The 25,058-nt window shown below is 41.8% G+C and carries 24 protein-coding genes; 10 read left to right on the top strand and 14 right to left on the bottom strand.

Features of this window, described 5'->3' with window-relative positions; genetic code table 11:
- Positions 1–182: 182 nt before the first annotated feature.
- A complete protein-coding gene (locus tag J8L86_RS19935; protein ID WP_055026454.1) occupies positions 183–803 on the bottom strand; it encodes an L-threonylcarbamoyladenylate synthase in 621 nt (206 codons plus the stop codon).
- Positions 800–1,660 carry a PHP domain-containing protein gene (locus tag J8L86_RS19930; RefSeq protein ID WP_065110625.1) on the bottom strand — a complete coding sequence of 287 codons (861 nt, stop codon included), beginning with the start codon at positions 1,658–1,660 and terminating at the stop codon, positions 800–802. Before J8L86_RS19930 ends, J8L86_RS19935 begins: the two co-directional genes overlap by 4 nt.
- Positions 1,661–2,134: 474 nt before the next feature.
- On the opposite strand from J8L86_RS19930, the gene J8L86_RS19925 reads away from it, so the two are divergent.
- The 9 genes from J8L86_RS19925 (at position 2,135) to xthA (ending at position 10,903) form a co-directional block, all read left to right on the top strand.
- Entirely contained in the window at positions 2,135–3,685 is a 1,551-nt protein-coding gene (locus tag J8L86_RS19925) for an anthranilate synthase component 1 (protein WP_211031352.1), read from the top strand.
- 56 nt (positions 3,686–3,741) lie between these two features.
- Positions 3,742–4,356, top strand: a complete 615-nt coding sequence (locus J8L86_RS19920; RefSeq protein ID WP_080917485.1) for an aminodeoxychorismate/anthranilate synthase component II — start codon at positions 3,742–3,744, stop codon at positions 4,354–4,356.
- Positions 4,356–5,393, top strand: a complete 1,038-nt coding sequence (gene trpD, locus J8L86_RS19915; protein ID WP_065110627.1) for an anthranilate phosphoribosyltransferase — start codon at positions 4,356–4,358, stop codon at positions 5,391–5,393. The genes J8L86_RS19920 and trpD overlap by 1 nt, the downstream gene beginning before the upstream one ends.
- 2 nt (positions 5,394–5,395) lie before the next feature.
- Complete coding sequence (trpCF, locus tag J8L86_RS19910) at positions 5,396–6,838, top strand: bifunctional indole-3-glycerol-phosphate synthase TrpC/phosphoribosylanthranilate isomerase TrpF (protein WP_211031351.1); 1,443 nt, start codon at positions 5,396–5,398, stop codon at positions 6,836–6,838.
- A gap of 97 nt (positions 6,839–6,935) precedes the next feature.
- Complete coding sequence (gene trpB, locus J8L86_RS19905; RefSeq protein ID WP_055026449.1) at positions 6,936–8,141, top strand: tryptophan synthase subunit beta; 1,206 nt, start codon at positions 6,936–6,938, stop codon at positions 8,139–8,141.
- Positions 8,142–8,150: 9 nt separating this feature from the next.
- Positions 8,151–8,963, top strand: coding sequence for a tryptophan synthase subunit alpha (gene trpA / locus J8L86_RS19900; RefSeq protein ID WP_055026448.1), 813 nt, complete (start codon positions 8,151–8,153; stop codon positions 8,961–8,963).
- A 269-nt stretch (positions 8,964–9,232) separates the two neighbouring features.
- A complete protein-coding gene (locus tag J8L86_RS19895) occupies positions 9,233–9,778 on the top strand; it encodes a septation protein A (protein ID WP_055026446.1) in 546 nt (181 codons plus the stop codon).
- A 16-nt stretch (positions 9,779–9,794) separates the two neighbouring features.
- Positions 9,795–10,094, top strand: a complete 300-nt coding sequence (locus J8L86_RS19890; protein ID WP_055026445.1) for a YciI family protein — start codon at positions 9,795–9,797, stop codon at positions 10,092–10,094.
- Entirely contained in the window at positions 10,094–10,903 is an 810-nt protein-coding gene (gene xthA / locus J8L86_RS19885; RefSeq protein WP_065110630.1) for an exodeoxyribonuclease III, read from the top strand. The genes J8L86_RS19890 and xthA overlap by 1 nt, the downstream gene beginning before the upstream one ends.
- Positions 10,904–11,697: 794 nt before the next feature.
- Here xthA and J8L86_RS19880 read toward each other — a convergent pair.
- From J8L86_RS19880 to J8L86_RS19845, 8 genes are all read right to left on the bottom strand, one after another.
- Positions 11,698–12,072: a hypothetical protein gene (locus J8L86_RS19880; protein ID WP_211031350.1), complete on the bottom strand. Its 375-nt coding sequence runs from the start codon at positions 12,070–12,072 to the stop codon at positions 11,698–11,700.
- 97 nt (positions 12,073–12,169) lie between these two features.
- Positions 12,170–12,601, bottom strand: a complete 432-nt coding sequence (locus J8L86_RS19875; protein WP_211031349.1) for a hypothetical protein — start codon at positions 12,599–12,601, stop codon at positions 12,170–12,172.
- A 414-nt stretch (positions 12,602–13,015) separates the two neighbouring features.
- A complete protein-coding gene (locus J8L86_RS19870; RefSeq protein ID WP_065110684.1) occupies positions 13,016–13,963 on the bottom strand; it encodes an alpha/beta hydrolase in 948 nt (315 codons plus the stop codon).
- Between the two features lie 121 nt (positions 13,964–14,084).
- Positions 14,085–16,343: a molybdopterin cofactor-binding domain-containing protein gene (locus J8L86_RS19865; RefSeq protein WP_211031348.1), complete on the bottom strand. Its 2,259-nt coding sequence runs from the start codon at positions 16,341–16,343 to the stop codon at positions 14,085–14,087.
- 2 nt (positions 16,344–16,345) lie between these two features.
- On the bottom strand, positions 16,346–16,813 hold the full coding sequence (locus J8L86_RS19860) for a (2Fe-2S)-binding protein (RefSeq protein WP_055026096.1): 468 nt from the start codon (positions 16,811–16,813) through the stop codon (positions 16,346–16,348).
- A 3-nt stretch (positions 16,814–16,816) separates the two neighbouring features.
- Complete coding sequence (locus tag J8L86_RS19855) at positions 16,817–17,473, bottom strand: nucleotidyltransferase family protein (RefSeq protein WP_082972500.1); 657 nt, start codon at positions 17,471–17,473, stop codon at positions 16,817–16,819.
- A complete protein-coding gene (locus tag J8L86_RS19850) occupies positions 17,473–18,498 on the bottom strand; it encodes an XdhC/CoxI family protein (protein WP_065110634.1) in 1,026 nt (341 codons plus the stop codon). Before J8L86_RS19850 ends, J8L86_RS19855 begins: the two co-directional genes overlap by 1 nt.
- Positions 18,499–18,834: 336 nt before the next feature.
- A complete protein-coding gene (locus tag J8L86_RS19845; RefSeq protein ID WP_055026099.1) occupies positions 18,835–19,479 on the bottom strand; it encodes an MBL fold metallo-hydrolase in 645 nt (214 codons plus the stop codon).
- Between the two features lie 330 nt (positions 19,480–19,809).
- Between J8L86_RS19845 and J8L86_RS19840 the strand changes: the two genes are divergently transcribed.
- A complete protein-coding gene (locus tag J8L86_RS19840) occupies positions 19,810–21,108 on the top strand; it encodes an alpha/beta fold hydrolase (RefSeq protein WP_065110635.1) in 1,299 nt (432 codons plus the stop codon).
- A 343-nt stretch (positions 21,109–21,451) separates the two neighbouring features.
- Here J8L86_RS19840 and J8L86_RS19835 read toward each other — a convergent pair whose 3' ends face one another.
- The 4 genes from J8L86_RS19835 to J8L86_RS19820 form a co-directional block, all read right to left on the bottom strand.
- Entirely contained in the window at positions 21,452–21,946 is a 495-nt protein-coding gene (locus J8L86_RS19835; RefSeq protein ID WP_055026101.1) for a hypothetical protein, read from the bottom strand.
- Between the two features lie 462 nt (positions 21,947–22,408).
- Complete coding sequence (locus J8L86_RS19830; protein ID WP_065110636.1) at positions 22,409–23,395, bottom strand: efflux RND transporter periplasmic adaptor subunit; 987 nt, start codon at positions 23,393–23,395, stop codon at positions 22,409–22,411.
- Positions 23,396–23,400: 5 nt separating this feature from the next.
- On the bottom strand, positions 23,401–23,847 hold the full coding sequence (locus J8L86_RS19825; RefSeq protein ID WP_082972502.1) for a hypothetical protein: 447 nt from the start codon (positions 23,845–23,847) through the stop codon (positions 23,401–23,403).
- Between the two features lie 214 nt (positions 23,848–24,061).
- Positions 24,062–24,940: a prohibitin family protein gene (locus tag J8L86_RS19820; protein ID WP_065110637.1), complete on the bottom strand. Its 879-nt coding sequence runs from the start codon at positions 24,938–24,940 to the stop codon at positions 24,062–24,064.
- Positions 24,941–25,058: the final 118 nt, after the last annotated feature.

Here is a 25,058-nt window from a genome sequence, read left to right as displayed (position 1 = left end):
GCTGCGACTCTTACTACTAGCGCATATTGTTGAAGCTAGAAATTACCAAACGCGCGATTATACGCACTATTGGCAAGGGTTGAAACAACTATCCATTAATCTTGTGGCTAAAATCTAACACTTGTCGGTGGCATTACACCAAGCGTCAAGCGCAGGCATCTATCAACACATGCAACAAAGACTTACTCAAATAAACTCGTATCACCTGCACCTTCACGGATAATATCAATGTCACCTTCTGACATATCAATCACGGTGGTTTGGTTTTCAGCTAAATAACCACCATGAATAATGGCGTCTACGCTGTGTTCTAATATATCTCGGATATGTTCAGGATCTGACTCTGCAAACTCTTCATCAGGCATCACCAAACTGGTCGACATAATTGGTGCTTCAAGCGCCTCTAATAAAGCCAAGGCAATTAAGTTATTTGGCACACGAATACCAATGGTTTTCTTTTTATCGCACTGTAAACGGCGCGGCACTTCCTTACTCGCTTTGAAGATAAAGGTATATGGCCCTGGAGTGCAGCTTTTCAGTAATCGGTAAGCTTGATTGTCCACACGAGCAAAATTAGCCAATTCAGATAAATCTCGGCACATTAGTGAGAAGTTATTATCATTTTCAATTTTACGAATACGCACCATACGGGTCATGGCATCTTTTTCGCCAATCATACAACCCAGTGCATAACCTGAATCTGTCGGGTAAACAATTACCCCACCTTGCTTTAAAATGTTCACCGCTTGGCTAATTAATCTTGCTTGCGGGTTTTCGTCATGTATATAAAAAAATTGGCTCATGTTCGCTCCGTCCAAGATTCTGTTTGCCACACCCACTGCACACCAGCAGGTTGGAATAAATTTTTGCCTAACTCAATCCAATTGCTTGGGAAATGAAAATCACTGCCAATTGAACCCGCTAGGTTGTTCAAATGACTTAAAGCGACTAAGTTAGCGCGATCATCAATGCTCTGTTGGCCTAATACCACTTCCATCGCATCGCCACCAGCCTCTTTATACTCTCGTACTAAGCGCTTTAACCACTTAGCTGAAAGCTTGTAACCACTGGGGTGTGCCAATACCGCTACGCCACCAGTTTGATGAATAATGTCAATCGCATTGGCCATGTCAGCCCAGTTATTGGGGACATAACCTGTTTTACCTCGCGCTAAATAGCGCTTAAAAACACTCGGCATATCTTTAGCATAGCCGTTTTCTGCTAACCAACGAGCATAATGGCCGCGACTAATAGCTGCGCCTGCGGCAAACTTTTTAGCACCTTCATAAGCACCTTCAATTCCGGCTTTGGCTAAACGGTTACCAATTTCTTGGGCTCGTTCTTCACGTAATTCACGTTGACGAGTTAAAAAATCCAGTAAAATTGAGTTTTCTTTATCCATATTTAAGCCAACAATATGAATATCGAAGTTGTTCCATCGAGTAGAAATTTCAACACCATCAATTAATTGTAGTGGTGTTTCATGTTGTTGGTTGAATTGATGCGCTTCAGCAAGTCCTGCCACAGTATCGTGATCTGTGATGGCGAGCATTTGAACGCCCTTTTCGATGGCACGTTCAACGAGTTCAGAAGGAGTAAGTACGCCGTCAGATGCGGTCGTATGGCTATGAAGATCGGCCAAGAGTGTGTCTGTTATCATAACGTTATTGTACTTTAATCTTTGTTGAAAAGCTTAACCCTATCGTGATTATTTGCTACATATTCAGCAAATTGATGGCCCTTTGACCTCAATGAATAAAAAAAAGCTAAATTTGAGAAATATTCAATTGACATTAAACGCCAGCTAAGGTCTTCTATAAGGCATACGTTAGCCAAACGCATTTTGCTAACTTTTTTAGATAACGACTACATTCAAGAGAATTAATTTACATGACCAACTTTAACGCACGTAACATCAATTGGTGGTGGCACTTCCCAAATTAACGGGTGGTGTGAAGCGTTGTGGTTATTTAAATAACACAAGATTTTACTAGAAAGCCCGCAGAGATGTGGGCTTTCTTGCTATTTACGGCTTGCACTCTGAAATAAAACTAACGCAAACCAAGCACGAAATTGCTTTAAAAAGAGTATCGAGTATGAAGAATCAATATCAGAGAGAGGCGCAATAAGCATTATGGAACATCAGTTTGCCCATGTCGTCACACAAAAACAATCGTTAGCATATCATGCTGATCCGCTTAGTCTTTATCAACATGTTACTGCCAATGCGCCGCACACCATGTTGCTTGAGTCGGCTGAAATCGACAGTAAAGATCACTTAAAAAGTATCGTGCTCACTCACGCCGCGATGATGGTGAGATGTGACGGCTATAAGCTTACATTCACCGCGTTAACCGATAATGGTGCTAGCTTACTTTCTCCTATCAGTGCCTTTTTCAAATCAAGTGAGCAGCAACAGCAAGACAAGGTACTCACCGTACATCTTGCCAAGGCTCAAGAGCGACAGGATGAAGACGCACGATTAAAGTCTACCTCGCCGCTTGATGGGTTAAGAATGTTTATTCAACACATTCAGACCGACAAAAAAGATGCTTTTGAAGATTTATTTTTAGGCGGAGTCTTAGCTTACGATTTAATCGATACCGTTGAACCTTTGCCTGAAGTCCCCAATGCTGATAACGATTGTCCTGATTACTTATTTTATCTCGCAGAAACCTTGATATTGGTTGATCATCAGCAACAAGATGCAGAAATCATTACTCACCAATTTTCAACTGATACTCAATTCGCTAAAACTCTTTCTCAGCGGGCAATTGACGTTAAACAGCAGTGCCAAACGCTTGCCCCCGTTCAACCATTAGTTGCCATCGACGCTGAAACTCGCGTCAATATCAGTGACGATACTTTCAAGCAAACGGTTGTGGATTTAAAAGAGCACATTGTTGCAGGCGATATATTTCAAGTTGTTCCCTCAAGAAGCTTTAGTTTACCTTGCCCGAATACTTTAGGGGCATACCGAGCGCTGCGTTTAACCAACCCTAGTCCATATATGTTTTATTTCCGTGGACCTGATTTCACTTTATTTGGCGCTTCGCCTGAAAGCGCACTTAAATATGATGCAGCCAGTAATCAAGTTGAAGTTTATCCTATAGCAGGTACCCGTAAGCGCGGTAAAACTGTCGATGGACAAATTGACTATGATCTAGACAGTCGTATTGAACTTGAGTTGCGTCTTGATAAAAAAGAGCTCTCAGAGCATTTAATGTTGGTTGATTTAGCCCGAAACGACATTGCACGGATCAGCCAAAGTGGCAGTCGCAAAGTGGCAGAGTTGCTTAAAGTCGATCGATACTCACATGTTATGCATTTAGTTAGCCGTGTGACTGGGCAATTACGAGAAGATTTAGATGCTCTGCATGCTTATCAAGCTTGTATGAACATGGGCACCTTAGTGGGCGCCCCTAAAGTGCGTGCATCCCAACTTGTGCGAGAAGCAGAGCAAGTTCGCCGCGGCAGTTATGGTGGCGCTGTAGGATACATTAACGGCCTAGGTGATATGGATACCTGTATCGTCATTCGCTCTGCTTTCGTTAAAAATGATGTGGCCTTTATTCAAGCTGGTGCTGGTGTGGTATTTGATTCTGACCCACAAGCCGAAGCTGACGAAACCCGCCAAAAAGCACAAGCCGTGATTTCAGCGATAAAAATGGGCGGTGGGCTATGAGCACTCAACAAGCAAACGCTAATAAGATGAACACGAATAATATGAGCATTAGCAATATGAAGCTGTATCTATTAGATAACTTTGACTCATTCACCTACAACTTAGTGGATCAATTTCGTAGCTTAGGATTTGAAGTACTTATTTACCGTAATGATGTCAGTGCCGATTATTTAGCTGAAAAACTGATAGCAGAGCAAGGACAAGCAGCATTAGTATTATCACCTGGCCCTGGCGCACCACATGAAGCTGGCTGCATGATGGAGTTAATTGCAAAAGTTGCTGGCAAAGTGCCTATGTTAGGCATTTGTTTAGGGCATCAAGCAATGGTCGAATATTACGGCGGTAAAGTTGAACGTGCGCCATTTGTCGTTCACGGTAAAGCCAGCCCTACAATTCATAATGGCGAAGGTGTATTTGCAAACTTGCCTTCTCCACTGCCAGTGGCTCGTTACCACAGCCTAGTCGCTACCCAAGTCCCCGATTGTTTGTCTGTCATTGCGACCACTGAAGATATGCCAATGGCTGTGATTCACCCACAAGATAAAGCGGTTGGTTTTCAGTTTCATCCTGAATCAATTTTAACCACGCTTGGCAGTACGCTACTGACGCAAACCCTGACTTACCTCACCCATGCAATTGAAAGCAACAATAGCCCTAAAGGAGCCTTATAATGTCTCAGCTTCAACCACTATTAGACTCTCTTTATCAAGGTAACGCCCTTACCCGTGAACAAAGTGCACAATTATTCAGTGCTATTGTCGAAGGTGAAATGGATCCTGTTGCCATGGCTGGTATGCTTGTTGCCCTTAAAATGCGCGGCGAAACGATTGAAGAAATTACAGGCGCTGCAGATGCCCTTCGTCAAGCTGCTAAACCATTTCCTCGTAGCGCGAAGTCGCTCGCTACTGGGGTGGTTGATATTGTTGGTACGGGTGGTGACGGTCATAACACCATTAATATCTCAACAACGGCCTCTTTCGTCGCAGCTGCAGCTGGCGCCAAAGTCGCTAAGCATGGTAATCGTGGCGTATCCAGTAAATCTGGCGCATCGGATGTGTTGTCACATTGCGGCATCGGCTTAACCATGACACCAGAAGCCGCTAGTCAATGTATCGAAGACTTCGGCCTATGTTTTTTATTCGCGCCACACTATCATGCAGGCGTACGTCATGCTGTACCAGTAAGACAAGCTCTAAAAACCCGTACTATCTTTAATATTCTTGGCCCATTAATCAATCCAGCCAAGCCAGAGTCAATGCTGCTGGGCGTATACTCACCTAAATTAATTGCTCCGATCGTGAACGTGCTTAATGCACTCGGTGTTAAACGTGCCATGGTGGTTTATGGCAGCGGACTGGATGAGGTCGCCTTACATGGCGAAACCCAAGTTGCAGAGCTTAATGATGGGCAAATTCGTTTTTACAAACTTAACCCACACGATTTAGGCGTAGAACCTGCACCGATATCGGCACTAGAAGGCGGAGAGCCAAGTGATAATGCGCTGATTACACAAGCGATATTAAAAGGTGAAGGTCAACCAGCCCATCGAGATGCCGTTGCCATCAATGCAGGTTGTGCCTTGTATGTCAGTGGTGTGTGCGACTCTGTGCAGCAAGGGACTCAACTTGCCCTTGAAACCATCAATAGCGGCAAAGCTTACGCCGTATTAACGCAACTTGCTGAAGCAAGCCAGCAAGAGGAATCTTAATCATGCCTGAAGTTGTTAATCGCACAGCGAAAGAATCCAATGTATTAACCAAAATTGTTGATACTAAAGTCGCGCATATTGCTTCATTAAAGCAACGTTACCCAGAAGCGACTCTGCAACCTAAAATATCAGACCGTAGTCTATTTGACGCTCTTAAAGCCCCTAATGCGGGATACATTTTTGAATGCAAAAAAGCCAGTCCTTCAAAAGGGCTTATTCGCCCAGATTTTGATGTCGAAACCATCGCTGATATTTATGGTAATTACGCCGCTGGGATTTCAGTGTTAACTGACGAGCAGTTCTTCCAAGGCGATATTGATTACATTCCACTTGTGCGGGCTCGAGTCTCTCAACCTATCTTGTGTAAAGACTTCTTTGTCGACCCATATCAAATCAAACTGGCAGCCCATCAAGGCGCCGATGCTGTCTTGTTGATGCTGTCTGTCCTTGATGATGAGCAATACAAATTACTGTCTGCAGAAGCGGATAAATACAATTTAGATGCCTTAACCGAAGTCAGTAACCAAGCAGAACTTGAACGTGCCATTGATCTTAATGCGCGTATTGTAGGTATTAACAACCGTAACTTACGTGATTTAAGTACCGATTTAGCCACCACTGAAGCTTTAGCACCACAAATACCTAACGATAGAGTCATTATTAGCGAGTCTGGTATCTATACCAACCAACAAGTGAAACGACTCAATCCATTGGTAGACGGTTACCTTGTTGGCAGCTCTATCATGGCGCAAGACAATATTGACCTTGCCTGTCGACAGCTCATTTTTGGCCATAACAAAGTTTGCGGCTTAACGCGTATCGAAGACATCAAAGCGGTAGCAAATTCAGGTGCTGTATTCGGTGGCTTAATTTTCCACCCAGCATCGCCACGCAGTGTCAATGTTGAGCAAGCTGCAGAGTTAGTTAAACAAAGTCAGCAAGCACAAGTCGGATTACATTTTGTCGGTGTCTTTGTTAACGCAGCTAATTCAGACATTGTGGCTACAGTAAAGGCGGTAGGATTATCAGTGGTGCAGTTACACGGTAACGAGTCGACCACTGAAATCAACGAGCTGAAACAGTTACTGAACAATGCGCAACTGGACTGTCAAATTTGGAAAGCAGTGAGTGTAGACAGTGAAACCAATACCCTTGGCGACAAACCACAAGGGGGCGATCGTTACTTATTCGATAGCAAAAATATCACTGGATTTGGCGGCACTGGCGAAACCTTTAACTGGCAATCGTTACTCGACACTTCTGCTATGACTTCTTCAGAACGAGAAAACAGCATGCTTGCAGGTGGGCTAACACCTGAAAACGCATTTGATGCTAACCAGCAAGGTTTTTACGGATTAGATCTCAACTCTGGTGTTGAGTCAGCACCAGGCATTAAAGATGCGCAAAAAATTGCAATGGCATTTGCCGCTATCAGAAAAAATTAATCACCATGGCTCAGAAGTAGCCCTGGCATCAAACAGTTAACAATATTACGAAATAGCCAATATGGATATTTCACCTAAATTTGATAAGGAAGACCCAATGACAAAGCTTAAGCTTGACCCTTATTTTGGCGAATATGGCGGCATGTATGTCCCGCAAATATTAGTTCCAGCGTTAAAGCAGCTAGAAACCGCATTTGTTGACGCCCAAGAAGATCCTGAGTTTCAAAAAGAATTTACTGAGTTACTGAAAAACTATGCCGGTCGCCCTACCGCATTAACCTTAACCCGTAACTTAAGCCCTAACCCTATGGTTAAAATCTATCTAAAACGTGAAGATTTACTCCATGGTGGCGCGCACAAAACTAACCAAGTGTTAGGTCAAGCATTGCTGGCTAAGCGTATGGGCAAAAAAGAAATCATTGCTGAAACAGGCGCTGGACAGCACGGCGTTGCAACGGCACTTGCCTGTGCACTGCTAGATCTTAAATGTAAGGTTTACATGGGCGCTAAAGATGTAGAGCGTCAATCACCAAACGTATTCAGAATGAAATTGATGGGCGCTGAAGTGATCCCTGTTACATCTGGTTCTGCAACCCTTAAAGATGCGTGTAATGAAGCTATGCGTGACTGGTCTGCAAGTTATGACAAAGCGCATTACTTACTTGGCACTGCAGCTGGGCCGCATCCATTTCCGACAATCGTGCGTGAATTTCAACGCATGATTGGCGAAGAAACCAAAAAGCAAATTATTGAAAAAGAAGGCCGTTTACCTGATGCCGTTATTGCATGTGTTGGTGGGGGCTCAAATGCTATTGGTATGTTTGCAGACTTTATTGAAGAAACCGACGTTGAGTTAATCGGTGTCGAACCCGCAGGTAAAGGCATTGATACCCCACAACATGGTGCACCATTAAAACACGGTAAAACCGGTATTTTCTTTGGTATGAAAGCGCCGCTGATGCAAGATACTGACGGTCAAATTGAAGAATCATACTCAGTTTCTGCAGGTTTGGACTTTCCATCAGTGGGGCCGCAGCACGCTTATTTGAATGCCACTGGTCGCGCACGATATGAATCAGCAACCGATGATGAAGCCTTAGAGTGCTTCCAATTGCTTGCTCGCTCAGAAGGGATTATTCCTGCGCTTGAATCTGCCCATGCCATTGCTTATGCAGTAAAAATGGCAAAAGAAGCCACTAAAGAAACAATTTTGGTGGTTAACTTATCAGGGCGTGGCGATAAAGATATCTTTACCGTCTCTGACATCTTAGAACAAAAAGCCTCAGCTGAAGCGGCGAAATAAGGACTTATTATGACTACTCGTTATCAAGCCGCTTTTGACCAATTAGCGCAAAAACAACAAGGTGCATTTGTACCGTTTGTCACCTTAGGCGACCCAAGTGTTGGCCTATCTTTAAAGATCATTAAAACCCTAGTGGATAATGGCGCAGATGCCCTTGAACTTGGCTTTCCATTTTCAGATCCACTAGCAGATGGCCCTGTTATTCAAGGTGCTAACTTACGTGCGCTAGAGTCAGGCACAACGGTTGCTGATTGTTTCTCACTTCTTTCGCAAGTCCGAGAGTTATACCCAGAAATGCCGATTGGTTTGCTGTTATATGCCAACTTAGTCTTTGCTAATGGTATCGACGAATTCTACGCAAAAGCAAAACAAGCTGGCGTCGATTCAGTATTGATTGCCGACGTGCCAGTTGAAGAATCTGCGCCATTTAGCGAAGCAGCACACAAACATGGGGTTGCCCCAATCTTCATTGCGCCGCCGAATGCGGACAGCGACACCTTAAAAATGGTGAGTGAGCATGGCCAAGGTTATACCTACTTGTTGTCACGTGCAGGTGTAACAGGTACGGAGTCAAAAGCAGGTCAGCCAATTAATGAAATCCTTGCCAAGCTTGCCGAGTTTGATGCGCCGCCTCCGTTATTAGGTTTTGGTATCGCCGAACCACAACAAGTAAGCGAAGCCATTAATGCAGGCGCTGCTGGTGCGATATCTGGCTCAGCGGTTGTCAAAATCATTGAGCGAAATAAAGATGATGAAAAAGCTTTATTAAGTGAACTCGGCGAATTTACTCGCAATATGAAAGCGGCAACACACAAGTCATAAATAATGGTTTTACTGCGGAAAAGTTAAGCTTAAATTAAGACTAAAGATGCCACTCAACCGAGTGGCATTTTGTTTTGATGTTTATGAACTTTTATTAACCCACAATCAAGGTAAAACCGCCAAACACAGACCTGAAGCCCTTCATCTCAACCTAGCAGCCATGCTAGACTCTGAGCTTACTATTTTCACTATGATTAATATAAAACCCTGTTCTATCAGTGGGGAGCAATATTAGTCTGTAAATTGACTTATTTAGGCCTTAGCATCATATGAAACAATTGCTTGATTTTCTTCCGTTGGTCATCTTTTTTGCCATCTATAAATTTTATGACATTTATACAGCAACAGGCGCACTTATCGCTGCGACAGCTGTGCAACTTATTGTCAGCTATATCCTATACAAGCAAGTTGAAAAAATGCATCTAATCACCTTTGCAATGGTGACCTTTTTTGGCACCTTGACGTTAATTTTCCATGATGACGCCTTTATCAAATGGAAAGTCACCATTGTTTATGCCTTCTTTGCTATAGCGTTATTAGTTAGCCAGCTCATCGGCAAACCTATTTTAAAAAGTATGCTCGGCAAAGAAATGAAATGCCCCGACAAAATTTGGGCAAATGTAACCTGGTACTGGGTAGCATTTTTCGTCGCTTGTGGTCTAGGTAACATCTACATTGCCTTTAGCTTGCCCCTAGAAACCTGGGTAAACTTTAAAGTATTTGGTTTAACGGCCCTGACATTAGTCAATACCGTGGTTACTGTGATGTATTTATACAAGCACATGGAGCACGATGAATCGGAACAAATAAAATAATTCAAGGAACCTATCTATGTGGTACATGATTTCGTCACAAGATGTAGAAAACAGTCTAGAAAAACGCATGAGTGCACGCCCTGCTCACCTTGCAAGGTTAGAAGCATTAGCCGCCGAAGGCCGTCTATTAGTTGCTGGGCCACATCCTGCAATTGACAGTGAAGAGCCAGCCGAAGCGGGATTTACAGGGTCGCTCGTGGTAGCAGAATTTGACTCATTAGCAACAGCAAAAGCATGGGCAGACCAAGACCCATACATCGAAGCGGGTGTGTATGCGAACGTTATTGTTAAACCTTTTAAGCGAGTACTTGTGTAATGAAAATTGTCTCATTTAACATCAATGGTATTCGTGCGCGCTTACATCAACTGCAAGCACTAATTGATAGCCACCAGCCAGACGTTATCGGTTTGCAAGAAACCAAAGTACATGATGAAGCGTTTCCTGTAGCTGACGTTGAAGCCATGGGTTATCACGTACATTACCATGGCGGTAAAGCCCATTACGGTGTTGCTATGCTATCAAAGGCCGAGCCAATCGAAGTCATTAAAGGCTTTAAAGATGACGGTGAAGATGCCCAGCGCCGAATGATAATGGGTAAATTCAAACAGGCTAATGGCCGCATTATTACCGTAATGAATGGTTATTTCCCACAAGGTGAAAACATCAGTCACGAAACCAAATACCCAGCTAAGCGTAAGTTCTACCAAGACTTAATGCAGCACCTTGCTGACAACCACACCCCAGATGAAGACATTGCCATTATTGGTGATATCAACATCTCACCAGTGGATTTAGATATCGGTATTGGTGACGTTAACGCTAAACGCTGGCTTAAAACCGGTAAATGTAGTTTCCAACCAGAAGAACGTGAATGGCTGCAACGTTTAAAAGACTGGGGCTTAGTCGATAGCTTCCGAGAGTTACACCCTGAGCGCACTGAACGTTACTCGTGGTTTGATTATCGCAGTAAAGGCTTTGACGATAACCGCGGTCTACGTATTGATGTAGTCATGGTCACCAAGTCATTGTTACCACGCTTAACCGAATCTGATGTGGATTACGATTTACGTGGCATCGAAAAGCCATCAGATCACGCGCCTATTTGGAGCACCTTTTCAGACTAATTAAGAATGATTAGTAAAGCGTGACTAGTTAAAAGTGTTTAGTTAAGAGTAACTGCTCGATATGAACACTCCCCCTCCAAAAGCCTAACTTTATTAAGTTAGGCTTTTTTGGCCTTGTCCCCCTGAAAATGTTTAATAGATAGGATTTAATGCGATTGTGAGGCATTCAATCAAATCCTGTTATTTAAAGATACCTATCAACTATTAGTAGATGCAGGGACCCCAAAATAGTAGATACAGGGCCCCAAAAGTAGCCATTATTGTTTGAATAAGAAAGAGGATCATCACAGTAAATTCGATGGTAAAGGATGGTGTGATGTAGTAAGCGCAAAAGCTTAAATTAACTATTGATGCCGTAGTATCTTGTTAAGTATGGCTTTTACTACGAGCCTTTCTGAGCCAATTGACAAGAGTCACGATCAAATGAGTGGCTGAAGCTATAAATACAACATAAATGAAAGTCGGAATAAACCAGCTCTCAGCAGTATCATAAACAAACCTCCAATTTATTCCATTTTCCACGCGAAATATCCCTCCGGGATTTTCTAGTAACTCCCAAATCACAATGACTAAAGTCACTGATAGAGATACAACTAAACCTGAAAAAGGCCAAAGAGCCAGAAGTACTTTTTTATATACCCCATCTTAAATTATTCCACTCCATGTGCAAAAGTCTAGAAAGGCATAGACAACTTAACGCCCTGTTAATGAATGATATATGTGCTGGCGTGCGATTTGCCCAACAAATGGCATGATAGCCTTGGGAAGTATTCATTTAGATGCTTGTTAGATGATTACCCTATACCAACGCTAAGGATGGAAAAGAATAAATCACTGGAAAAGTAGTTAAGAACAACTGCCATCAGCATTAAAACCGGGAACAAATACAATGTATTAACTTGCCACCCTTTAACTTTAGTAGTGAAGTTGTGCACTAACAAACATGAAGCTGCTATTACTGCAATTGCAGTAACTGGTAAATTTCTAGAATACGAAATCACACTAGAAAACCCTAGAACAAACAAGATTACTTGTAATAAAGCTAGGTATCCTAGTCGGCTTAAAGAATGATTACGCTCTCTAAAAACACCAAATATTGGAGTGATAATCCCTATTAAAACTATTACTAAAGTAAATTCCAACCAGATGCCATAAATAGAATCAATCATAGTCACCTAACACCGTTTTAAGCGGCAAATTCCTGTTGGCTAAAATAAGTGAACGGAATGAAACAGCCAACTGTTTTTTGTCCGTTTGAACGCCTTGTTAGCAGTTCATTACGCAGGTGCTAGAACCTTCATTTATATAACCGAAACCATCAATATTTACTGATATAGATGTTAAACCATAAACAGGAATTGATTTTGCCACGATAGGAAAATTAAGTTTAATTAAGTCAGCTTTGTTTGGTTTAGAAATACCAAACCAAAAGTTAACAACATTATCGTTTACGAACATACATGGTTGAGAGTATCCAATTTCAGTTAAACCGTAATTGATAAAACCAACAAACTCAGAACCAACCGCATCAACAAATTGAGCTTTAACGATGATATTAGAATTAGGATCTAATGCATCATTTTCATTTGCAGGAATAATAGTTGTTTCATCACAGCTATCATCCTTCCACATAGGAAATTGCCAAACGGAATGTTCTAATAAATCTTGTAGAGTGATATCCCTGATTTGCTTACTCATAACTTCCTTGTACTGCTAACAGAATATTAGCGATAATTCAGATAAGCACCCTTGGGAGTTTTACCAAAACTCAATCACACATAGATTTATCAATAACTTTAATAACTTAACAGTCAACGTTAACTAAATCAATCAGCTTAACTATGAATAAAAACGAGAATTGAGTTAACCAAGAGTTATTTTGGGTCGTTATGTGAATATTCATGATTAAAATTTTAAAATGAGATTTCGGTTACTGACATAAAATAATCATTCACTCAACGCGAAAAGGCGCTCCCAACGCTGCTTATACATGATGAAGCCAATCACCTCTCAATGAGTTAGGAAAGACTGACCTATCTCGTCAATTATGTATGCTAGTGGGCTAACGTCCCTATCTCTAGTATCACAAGCATTAACAGGTTCACATAATGTTTAATGCGCTTTCGTAAACGTGAGAAATGATTCTGCGGTTGCTGATGGCACTTCAACCATAGGCAAGTGCCCCACATCCGTCATAACGGCTAATCTGGCATGTGGAATAACCTGCTTGAGAACCGATGCCCCTGATACATGCAATACTCTATCTTTGTCTCCCCACATTACGAGTACAGGTCCTTTATAATTATTCAAGACCTTATCAAGAGGTAAATCTGGGTGCGGTTCACCATTTTTCATTCTATGAATTTGTTCAAATATTTTGCTATTTATTGCTATATTCTCACTTACTTGACTTGCTAAATAACGAATAATTGGCGATGGGATGAATGGCGGTTCGACAAATAAAAAATCAAATAACGCTGAGAATTCCGCTTCTGTTTTCGGTAAAACAATGGGGGCTAGTCCCTTCTTAGTCGCAGCAAACATGTCACTGATTTGGGCAGTTTCAACTCCAAATGGGCTTATAAGCCACAATTTATCAACTGAATTAGGATATTGAGCAGCAAAATTTCCTGCAATGTATCCCCCCATAGAACTACCCGCTAAACTAAACTTTTCTAAGCCAATTGCCGCTGTTATGCGATGTAATCTATCGACCTGAGAAGCAACATCGTAGTCTAATGCTATATTCTTTGTGCTATTGCCAAATCCTGGTAAATCAATTGCGATAACATCAAATTTATCGACTAAATAGCCCGATAAACGATTCCAGTTATCTTTATCTGCGCCAAAACCATGCAGTAAAACTAATTGTGGTCCGCTACCTCCTCGCAGATATTCAATTTCAAGTTCCCCAACATTAACTCGATTAACGTCTAGGCTAGCCATATTGCGTTCAGTTTTGATTAGGTAATGAAATAATGTCGAAACTGGCGTGACGGTATATAAAAAAACTAAGCTGACACTGAGCCCCAACAATAAAAAAGTGAAACGTTTTTTCATGTAGTCAATTCCTTTTAACATTACAACAAGCCTTCCTTCACGACATTTTATAAAAACTTAAACCATAAAAAGCCCAAGCTAGTTAATAGCTTGGGCGTAAATACGACGATAAATACTTCGTCTACATTTTTAACACTTTACTCAATGGTAAATCGCGATAACGTTTACCAGAGGCTGCAAATATCGCATTGGTTAAACTCGGGGCCACTGGCGGCACGCCGGGTTCACCAACGCCTGCAGGTTTGGCATCTGACTCAACAATTATGGTTTCAATTTCTGGTGACTGACCGATGCGTAGCAGCGGATAGTTATGGAAATTAGATTGCTCGACTTTACCGTCTTTGTAACTAATTTCGCCCATCATTGCGAGGCTTAACCCAAATATGATCGCGCCTTCCGTTTGCGAGTGCACTCTATCTGGGTTCACCACTGTGCCTGCATCAATGGCGGCGATACTCTTCAGAACCTTTAGCTTATCGCCATCCATTTCAACTAATGTGGCGACAGCAACATAACTGACGAAGCTGCGATGCACGGCAAAACCCCAGCCTTGATTGGTTTTGATTTTAGGCTGGTTAGCCATAGCCTTTTCAACGGCATCAATCACACCTAAATAGCGGCCAATATCAATGGGGAAATCTTCTAGCGTCTCACCATAGTTACCGTATTTCACCACTTGGTTTTCAAGCTTTTCTTGTCGCGGTTTGCCCAATAACTCACGCCACATGCTAATACAGGGTTTGCCTGCATTAACAGCAAGTTCATCGACAAAGCTGCCGACACCAAAACCATGCTGAATATTACACACTGAGCGCATCCAACCGATACGGGAATGCGCAGTAGCTTTGACTGATTCCAATTGAATTTGGCTTAAGTTAAACGGCATATCCGAAAAACCAAGATCTAACTCCCCTGCTGATGGCATATCGACGCCTTCAGCAAAGGTCGAGCTAATTGATGGAAAACCTGTACGGGCAAGTAACGCCGTTGGGGCTTTATTGCCATCTAACTTAGCTTGGTAATGCTGCGCACTAATCGCATGGTAATACCCGTTTTGAATTTCATCTTCACGGCTCCATAACAGCTTTACAGGTTTGGCGATTTTTTGTGATAACCACGCGGCCTCGGCGCTAAAGTCAGGTTTTGATTTACGGCCAAAACCACCACCTAGTAAAGTGACATTCACTTTAACTTGTTCATCTTTTAAACCTAAAACGCCAGCGACATTCTTTTGAGTACTTTGCGGCGTTTGGGTCGATGCCCACAACTCACAGCCGTCTTTGGTGACAGATGCTGCAGCCGCTGGCGGCTCCATCATGGCATGGGTTAAATACGGCACGGTATAAACCGCTGACAAGCTATTATCATCGCTCCAATCTGTCACTGAGTCACCTAACTGTCGAATCACAGCTCCAGGCTCACCGACCCGTTTAACAAGCACTGCTAAATCGGCATCCGAGTCATATTGGCTGTTTGCTGATTCTGTCCATGTGATGTTCAAGGCTTTTCGCCCTTGCAGCGCACTCCAGCTATTGGTTGCGATAACGGCAACGCCGCCTAATGGCTGAAATAACGGTGCACCTTTTGATATCGGGATTTGAATCACATCCAACACCCCTGCGACTTGACGGGCGGCGCTATCATCTAAAGTAGCCACATCACTACCTAATACTGGCGGGCGAGTAATTGAGGCGTGCACCATTCCTGCTACTTTGACATCAAAACCATATTCAGCTTGGCCGTTAAGCATATCGTCCATATCAACAATCGTGGGCGATTTTCCGATATGGGTAAATTTTGACGCAGGCTTTAATGTGACACTATCAAGTGCGGGTGTTGGTAGAGCGGACGCTGCAATCGCGAGCTCACCAAATGATAAGCTTTTACCATTGGTTTTGTGATGCACTTTACCCGCTTTTGCATACACATCTGATGGAGAGACTTGCCACTGGTTAGCGGCGGCTTGCTCTAACATGCTTCTTGCTGTTGCGCCCATTTGACGCATTTTTTGATAATGCTTACGAATACTGCGGCTGCCATCGGTGTTTTGACTGCCAAACTCTTCATCTGCTAGGCCTTGTACGACAACAATTTGATCCCAATCGGCTTCTAATTCATCGGCTAAAACTTGTGGCACACCTGTTCTGATCCCCTGACCCATTTCTGAGCGGTGACAGGTTAAATACACCTTATTATCTTCGCCAATGGCGATAAAGATATTCAGCTGTGCTTGCTTCCCTTGGGCTATTGCCTCTTGAGCGATAGCCATAGGGCTCCAAGCTAAACCTGATGCCCCTAGTGCTAAACCACCTCCTACTGCACCAAACATCTTTAGCACATTACGGCGACTAATATTCTCTACTGCGGTAAATGTGGTCATGGTTATGCCTCCACTTTACTATTGTCTGCAGCGGTATTGATCGCAGCTTTAATACGGGGATAAGTGCCGCAGCGACAAATATTGCCTGACATCGCATCATCGATTTGCGCGTCAGAAGGTTTGGCTGTGGTACTAAGTAATGCTGCAGCAGACATGAGTTGCCCAGCTTGGCAATAACCACATTGCGGCACATTGTGTTTCTCCCATGCCGCTTTTAACTTGTCAGCTTCAAGTCCTTCAATGGTCGTAACAGACTTACCTGCGGCCTGCTTAATGCTGGTTAAACAACCGCGAACAGGTTTACCATCAACATGCACAGTACAAGCCCCACATAGACCGGCACCGCAACCATATTTAGTACCAGTTAATCCTAAGATATCTCGTAGTGCCCACAATATCGGCATATTCGGATCTGCATCTAAGGTGAAGCTCTTTCCATTAATTTCAAGTGTTTGCATCTCTTGTGACATCACTTACTCCTTGTTAGCCAACCACCAATTAAGATCGGCTTTAGTATCAATATCAATGGCGGCTTGCTCTAACGGTAGTACTGCCAAGCTTTGATTTGATAAATGTTGTAATAATAATTTTTTAGCACCAGCATCACCTGGTAATTGTTGTAGTTGTTGAAAATCTTCAGACAAAAATATCGCAGGTACTCCAGGATTTTGTTGGTAATACGCTGCTGTGGTTTGACCAAAAAGGCAAAACACACGAAAAAGGCTCATATAGTGTTGTTGAGTGATAGCAACTTGATCAGCCAGAGATAGCAATAAAGCATCGGCATGTTGTGCTTGGGCATATTCCGCCGCCATCGCAACTGAACTGCCAATACCTGTCTGCCAATCTGGGTTGACTAGGTACTCAGTGTTACTTGGTAATAAAGGAAGCAAAGTATTTTTATGACCACCGAGCATCACAGCTGGTTTATCCATGCCCATCTGCTCAGTTGCTTGCGTCAGTTCATCTAAGCTGTGAGCTAGCAAACTTTGGTTTTTAGCCTGAACATCAGGATCGTTCACTTCTGGACCTGACACCAAAGCAGCAAGCTTAGCGCCATCAAATCGGCTGCTTTGTCCTGCCGCTAACATCACTGTGGTAATTTTGGGAATAGAAGACAAAAAAGTCATCAGTCCATCACCCTATCGAGTCTACTGACATCATCTTGCTGCGCAAAATGATGATGAAGTACTCCATGACACTGAGATAAAATACTCAAAGCGACTGAGCTTGGTAGCTCCCCACCAATCGCTAATCCGGCTGGAGCTGAGATAAATCCACTAAAATCTTGTGGGCGTAAACCTGCCATGGCAAACACTTTGTCACGTCGATGACCAGGTCCAAGTAATGCAATATATCTGATTGCTGTCGGCTGTAACGCCGTTAATGCGTCGCTATCTAGCTCAAGGTTATGGTTCATCACAACGGCAGCATCTAAGTGAGAAAAATCACTCTGCTGACATTGTGTTAATGGGGTTTTATTAATTTTGGCGGTTGGAAAGTCATAACTTCTTGCATAGGCCGTGCGGCTATCAAAAACGGTAACTTTCCAGTCTAACTGATTTGCCATGGCTGCTAATGGTTGCGCATCTAATCCACCACCAAAAATGCCAAGATGAAAAGGTGCTCTAACTGGCACTTGTAGAAGTTCACCTTGCTCGTTTGTTATTTGGGTTGTTTTAGTTAACGAAGAGGATTGTAACTGCACTGCAGGAATAAACTTCCCTCGAGTATTTGCGGCATGGGAACCGTCGTCATTCAGTGATAATTGATAATAGCCCTGTTGGCCGACAGTGAGTTGCTGATGTAGCTCATGCAAACCTAGGTATTGGTTATCAGCCAGTAAAGGAACCATCATAATGTGCACAATGCCGCCACAGCCTAACTGATAGCTGGTGTCATTTTCATCGGTAGCATCATAGGTAAGTTGCAATACTTGTTGTGATTGAATCGCATGTTGGGCATGACGACGTAAATCAGCTTCTAAACATCCACCGCTGAGCATTCCTAATGTTTTACCCAAAGGATCGAATAACATCATTGCCCCAGGCTTACGGTAAGATGAACCTTCAACAGAGGTAATAATGGCTAATGCCCAATCTAATTGCGGCTTTTCAGCCCAAGTATCTAACAATGATAATAAGTGATGTGCCATAAATCCTTGCCTATCATTTTAATTCCTTTTCGCACTTATTGCGCTAACCCCACAAGGGAGCTGACAACATAACGCTGCCAAAGCGAACTGACCTTTGCACCTCAAGTCATTGGATATAGACAAACGAAAATGAGCATACTGCAAAGCTAGTCTGTATAAGCTAACAAAGGATTGGCATAAAGCAAAGATTAGTAACGCCTAATTAAAATACCGTTTACGATTTAGTCGGCGTATTACCAGCAAGACGGGGTTCTTGCTGGCTTATGAAGTAGAAGTAAAAGCATAATAAAATGTAACAATAACTGAATCAATGACCCATTAATTATTGATAACGGTTTAACCAAGCAGCTGATCTGCTACAAACGGGTTATGCTGACGTTCTTCTTCAAATGTTGACATCGGCCCATGGCCCGGAATAAAGCTGACTTTATCGCCTAATAGCCAAAGCTTTTGAGTAATTGAATGAATTAATTGCTTATGGTCAGATTGCGGAAAATCAGTGCGACCAATAGAGCTTCTAAATAACACATCGCCAACCCAAGCTAAATGCGACTCAGCAGAGTGAAATACAATATGGCCAGGTGTATGGCCGGGACAATGCAATACCGATAAGGTTTGTTCGCCGATTGTCACCTTATCACCTTCATTGAGGTATTGTGTCGGCTCAAAGGGGTCGATATGCGGAAAACCAAAGTTTTGACTCTGTTTAGCTAGATTATCAAACCAAAACTTGTCGGCACTATGTGGGCCAACAATATCAATATTTAATTGATTAGATAACATTTTGGCGCCGCCAACATGGTCAATATGCCCATGTGTTAATAATATTTTCTCTAAAGTAAGCCCAAGTTTTTCGACTTCAGTGACGATGCGGTCAATGTCACCACCAGGATCAACGACTGCAGCGAGTTTGGTTTTTTCACACCAAATCACACTACAATTTTGCTGGAACGGGGTCACTGGAATGATTTGGTATTTCATGTCTTACATCCTCACTTTAGCAGGCGTTTGCTTTGTCGCTATTATGCGTTAAGTGGCGCAAAAAAGTTTGATCTATCTTTGCAATCAACAAAATAAATTGACGAAAAATGATATTCAAAAGCCACTTGAATTAAATCACTCGGTTATTAACACGTGAAAAGCGATTAAAAGGTCAAATAATCAACAAGTTAAAAACGCTGTAAATGATAACAAACATAAATCAGTAAAAGCGAAAGGTAAATTACTAATATACCCTCAGTTTTTGATTGTGATTGATAGTTAAGCTTTCTACAATACTACCTTTCTCTAGCCTTTATTCACAGGTACAGCATGCAAATGGATAGCATACTTTCAGGTATTGTTTCAAAGAAACATTTTTTCTCGGTTCCCTTAAATTATCAACAACCTGAAGGCGAGAAAATTACTGTATTCGCCCGTGAAATTGTTAGCACTGAAAACCAGCATAAAGACTTACCTTATTTGGTTTATTTTCAAGGTGGGCCTGGCTTTGGCGCTGTAAGACCTGTTGAAAACAGCGGCTGGATTAAACGTGCATTGCAAGAGTTTCGTGTTATTTTACTCGATCAGCGTGGCACTGGCTTATCAACCTTATTAAATCATGTCACCCTGAGCCATTTATCCCCTGAAGCACAAGTTGAATATGTCAGCCAGTTTCGCGCCGACAATATTATACGGGATGCTGAAACGATTCGATTGCAGCTAACTAACAATACCCAATGGAGTATTTTAGGCCAAAGTTTTGGTGGCTTTTGTGTGCTGCAATATTTATCAGCGGCGCCAGATTCAATTAAAGAAGCCTATATTACGGGCGGCATTCCTTCATTAACGCGCCAAGCTGACGATGTCTACCAAGCCACTTATAAGCGAGTGATTAAAAAGAACAATGATTTTTATCGCCGCTTCAGTGACGCTGCCAAACTGACTGCCGAATTAGCTGAATTTATTGAAAACAACAACGTTATATTAGCCACGGGTGAGCAGTTAACGGTTGAGATGTTGCAGTTATTAGGCGTTAACCTCGGTATGGAACAAGGGCCTGAAGCAGTTTATTACTTGTTGGAACAAGCCTTAATCGACACCGCAAACGGTAAGAAAATTAACCCGTTATTCTTGCATCAATTTTGCCAATTGTTAGATTTTAACACCAATCCAATTTTTGCTTTAATGCATGAATCAATCTATTGCCAGCAGTTCCATCAACGTGGCGCAAATTGGTCAGCACATCGTGTGCGAGAACAATTTCAGCAATTTAACTATCAAAAAGGTCAACGATTGCTCTTTACTGGTGAAATGATTTATCCATGGATGTTTGAACAATTTAATCAGCTTAAGCCTCTTAAAGACTTAGCTGATGCTGTTGCAGCCAAATCTGATTGGACTAATTTATATGACGTCGATATTTTGATGCAAAATACGGTGCCGGTAGCTGCGGCTATTTATAGCGAAGATATGTACGTTGATATGAACTACAGCCTTGAAACAGCGGCATTAGTCGATAACTTACAGTATTGGGTGACTTCGGAATATGAGCATAATGGGATCCGCGTCGATGGCGAGCACATTCTAGATAAATTGATTTCATTAAATCGCTCTAAAAGCCTGAGATAAATACTTTTAAGCTGAAAGCAGCGTCAGATCACACTATTGAACGCTAAATTAATCTTCAGTTAAGTAAGTGCATCCATACTCAAACCTGTTCCGCCCTTTATGTTGTGAACTAGTGAATTTTATGAGTAGGTTCTTAATGAGCTTACTCATTTTTTTTGCCTTTAATTTATTGAATTTAAAAATAAAGATTATAAAGCAATAGGTTGGATTAACCTTGCACTGTAAACACAAATAAAAAAGCCAAAGCAAACTCAGCTTGCTTTGGCTAATCAGAAAATCCCTTATCTAGCTGTCATCAGTTATCAAATCAACTGAGTTGATTTTACCTAGGCAATATCGGTCTTTATGCAGTGGTCTCTGATTCGTTGTCACTTGGCTTATCACGCAATGAAAAGTATATTTTTGACACAATAAATTCAGCAATCAAAATACCAAAGACCAGAACAAAGAACGCAACCAAGCCATCAACAGGCCCCGTAAAGGTAATGGCATCACCAAATGCTAAGTTAATTGCTTCAAGCATGATTATTTTTGAAAAGAACAAAATCGCCCAAGTGCTTAGCGCTCGATAGATTTTAGGTGCAGTTCCTGGCTTACTTTTAAAGTAATCAGCTAGCTTATGTTCAAAAGCAATAGTGAGCTTAAGTAATAATTGCAGCAAAATAGCCACAAGTAATGAAATCGAAAATGATGACACGTTAATGTGTTGCCAAAACTCATCAAGTAAGTTCAATACCGTTAAATCGACTAAAACGGCGAGAGTGTAACCCACGAAGTACCGTTGAGGACTATTAAAACCATGTAAGGGTCTTGCTAAAGTTGTTTGCTCTTCAGACATCATAAACCTCTAATATTTAATCAAATAACACCACTTACATCATCCTAACAAGTTGACAACAATCTTCAATCTAAAATTCCGTTTATATTGGGCTATATTGGTTTCTTTTTACTGCAAACTCGAAGCTGATTAATCATTTTGCTATATGTAAACTAAATGAACCTGCTAACAAATTCGACTCTGTTAGCAGGTTCATAGGACGTCTTTCAGTCTTAATGATGACTAGAATGCGCCAAAATAACTCTTCATAGCTTTTAGTCTTAATGATGACTAAAATGCGCCAAAATAACTCTTCATGGCTTTTAGTCTTAATGATGACTAAAATGCGCCAAAATAACTCTTCATGGCTTTCAGTCTTAATGATGATTAGAATGCGCCAAAATAACTCTTCATGGCTTTTAGTCTTAATGATGACTAAAATGCGCCAAAGTAACTCTTCATAGTTTTCAGTTTTAATGATGACTAGAATGCGCCAAAATAACTCTTCATGGCTTTTAGTCTTAAGGTTGCTGCGCCTAACATGTCAATCGGTCCAAGTAACGAAAAAGGTTTCTCAGTTGATATCCAAGCTGACCCTCGGGCGCCTATTGGAATTTCAATGCCCTCTGGATCAGTAAACTCAATTAGCACTGTGCGGCCAATATTTTTAGCGTTACTCACTAACTGCTGTGCTACGCCTTGCTCTTGGCTACTATGACTGCCTCGTGCTTCACCTGTTGCCAATGACACAGAATGGACTCGTCCTCTAAAAATATGGCCTGGATACGCATCGACATAAAACTCAGTAAACTGACCTTGTTTGACTCTGCTCCATAGCTGATCTGGAATACGCATTTCTAAAATTTTTGTTTCAGTATTCCACAGTTGGATGTTACCAACCCTTGACCCTGCAGCGGTATCAAGGCGGGTGACGGCACCATCAAATGGAGCTCTAATTTCAAGTTGGCTTGCTTCGAATTCCACTTGTTGTTTTTGAGCAACTAAAGACTCTCGATCAAATTTCAATGCATTCAGTCTTGACTGATACTGGTCAATATCGCGCTTAGCAACCACGTTTTCAACTTGCGTTAATCTAGCTAAATCTTGCTCAGTTTGGCTGATTTCAGTATTTAAACTGTTAATTTCAGCCTCTATTTTGCGCAAGTTATTCGTTTCTTCATTGTTGACCAATGTATAAAGCAACTGACCTTTTTTAACCTTCTGATTATGCTGCACATAATATTGGTCAATCGACTCTGTAATTGGGCTTAACACTGCCGTTTGCGCCCGAACAACCGATGAGTCAGTTAAGTCTACTGGTGAATAAAAGCGATGCGCAAAAAACACAGCAAGGTTAATAAGCACACCTACCACCACCATTGAAATGTAGTTAGCTGTGGTTTTTTTCACTAAACCGGTTTTTAATAAAATCCAGCAAATTAAAATGTATGGGTAAAGTAATTCTTTCATTATGCTTATCTCGCTTTTATTACTGCAGAAATTTTCTTCCAATCTGTCACCACGATAAGGATGGCCGCTATCCATAACTCGTTATAAAAAAAGCCGATCGTACATAGCCAGAACACTAACTTGGCTTGCCCTGTATGCGCCGCATATTTTTTAGGCAGTGAGTGCAATTTCCAATACCCCCAAATCGCTAAGCAAATTGTCACTATTAACATCATTGTTAATGCGCCAATAAAGACTTCAGTGTCTAAGAACTTGTCTTTAAGTGCTGATGTTGTTGTCCAGTAGTCAGCTGGAATATCTTGATGATGGACAGTAAAGCCACTGGCCAAAAATACCGAACCAAGCGCCACTGTGATTAATGCCAATAAGATAAAAAACTTAGCTTTATGACGAGCAAAAAAGCCGTTAGCTGACTGAGTGCTAGGATGCGTTGTAGTAACTGTATCTGTCATAACCTGCCTTAACGTAATGAGAATGAATCATCGGGTATGGCAGAAATTATAGGGAGTGCACGCGCGCTAAACTTACCATTGTGCGCCACGTTTTTTTACTTGATAAAATCGGTCGCAATACATTGGAGCAAAAAAAGCGCAATAGTAAGACTATTGCGCTTATCGATTGTAGCTATTGGCTACTGGCTACTGGCTATTCAGGGCTGAACTGGATTTAATGACTTTTAGTCTCACGAATATCCATAATAGGCATAACCCCCTCACCCATCATGGTGCTAGGCAACTTACCATCCCACGCTTGGGCTTCTGTTAACTTCACAATTAGTGGATTGTTTTTAAGAGCTTTCGCCTTTGCTTCAATGGCTTGTGCTTCTGCCTTACCTCTTAACAGAATTGATTGCGCCTCAGCTTCGGCTATTTTTAAAATACCTTTTGCTTTAGCATCTGCGGTATTCACCGCACGTAATGCTTCTAGACGCTGTCTTTCAAGCTTGTGCTCTTCAGCTGCTGCTAAGTTCTTCTCAGTTTGTTTAATCTCAATCGAGTTAATGTATTTTTGCGGAAGAATAATATTCTCGATTTGAATGTTATCTACAACCACTGGGAAGTTTGCCATTTCTTCTGATAAACGACGCTCAATCCCTTGTATTGCACTGGCCCTATCTTGAATTAACTGCTCAGCTTCAAACTGTGGGATCGTATCTTTGGTCGCAGAACGAAAACGAGGATCTAAAATACGCTGTTCAAATTGACTTAAGCCGCCATAACTTTTAAACAAATCTAAAGCGGCTTCTTTGTTGACAGTCCAGTTAACCGATACTTCGATGGTTACAGGCATTTGCTCTTTAGTGCTTGAAGCCATTTTTTCAGCATTTTTACGGGTTCTAACTTCAATGACTTCGACAGTTTCAATAAATGGGATTTTAAAATGTAATCCAGGGTTTTGTTGATCCATTGCTTCGCCAAAGCGTTTAACAACCCCTACATGCCCCTCGATAACGATGTAGTAAGAGTTAAAAACTGCAATGATTAATAATAATAAAGGCAAGGCTTTAAATAACGAACCTGTGCTAAAAACATCCTTGATATTCATAAACTTCCTTTTGATTTAATGATGTAGTTAAATTAAAGGCGCTAGATTACCTAAAACAAACAAAATCGCAACATCAAATCAAAAAGAACCTTGTAAAGCTTGTATTCGCACGCGCGTT

Origin of the sequence: Shewanella sp. MMG014 (assembly GCF_018100775.1) — a bacterium.
Taxonomy (GTDB): Bacteria; Pseudomonadota; Gammaproteobacteria; order Enterobacterales; family Shewanellaceae; genus Shewanella; species Shewanella japonica.
The sequence above is the reverse complement of the archived record's forward strand: the minus strand, read 5'-3'. Positions and strand labels throughout refer to the sequence as shown.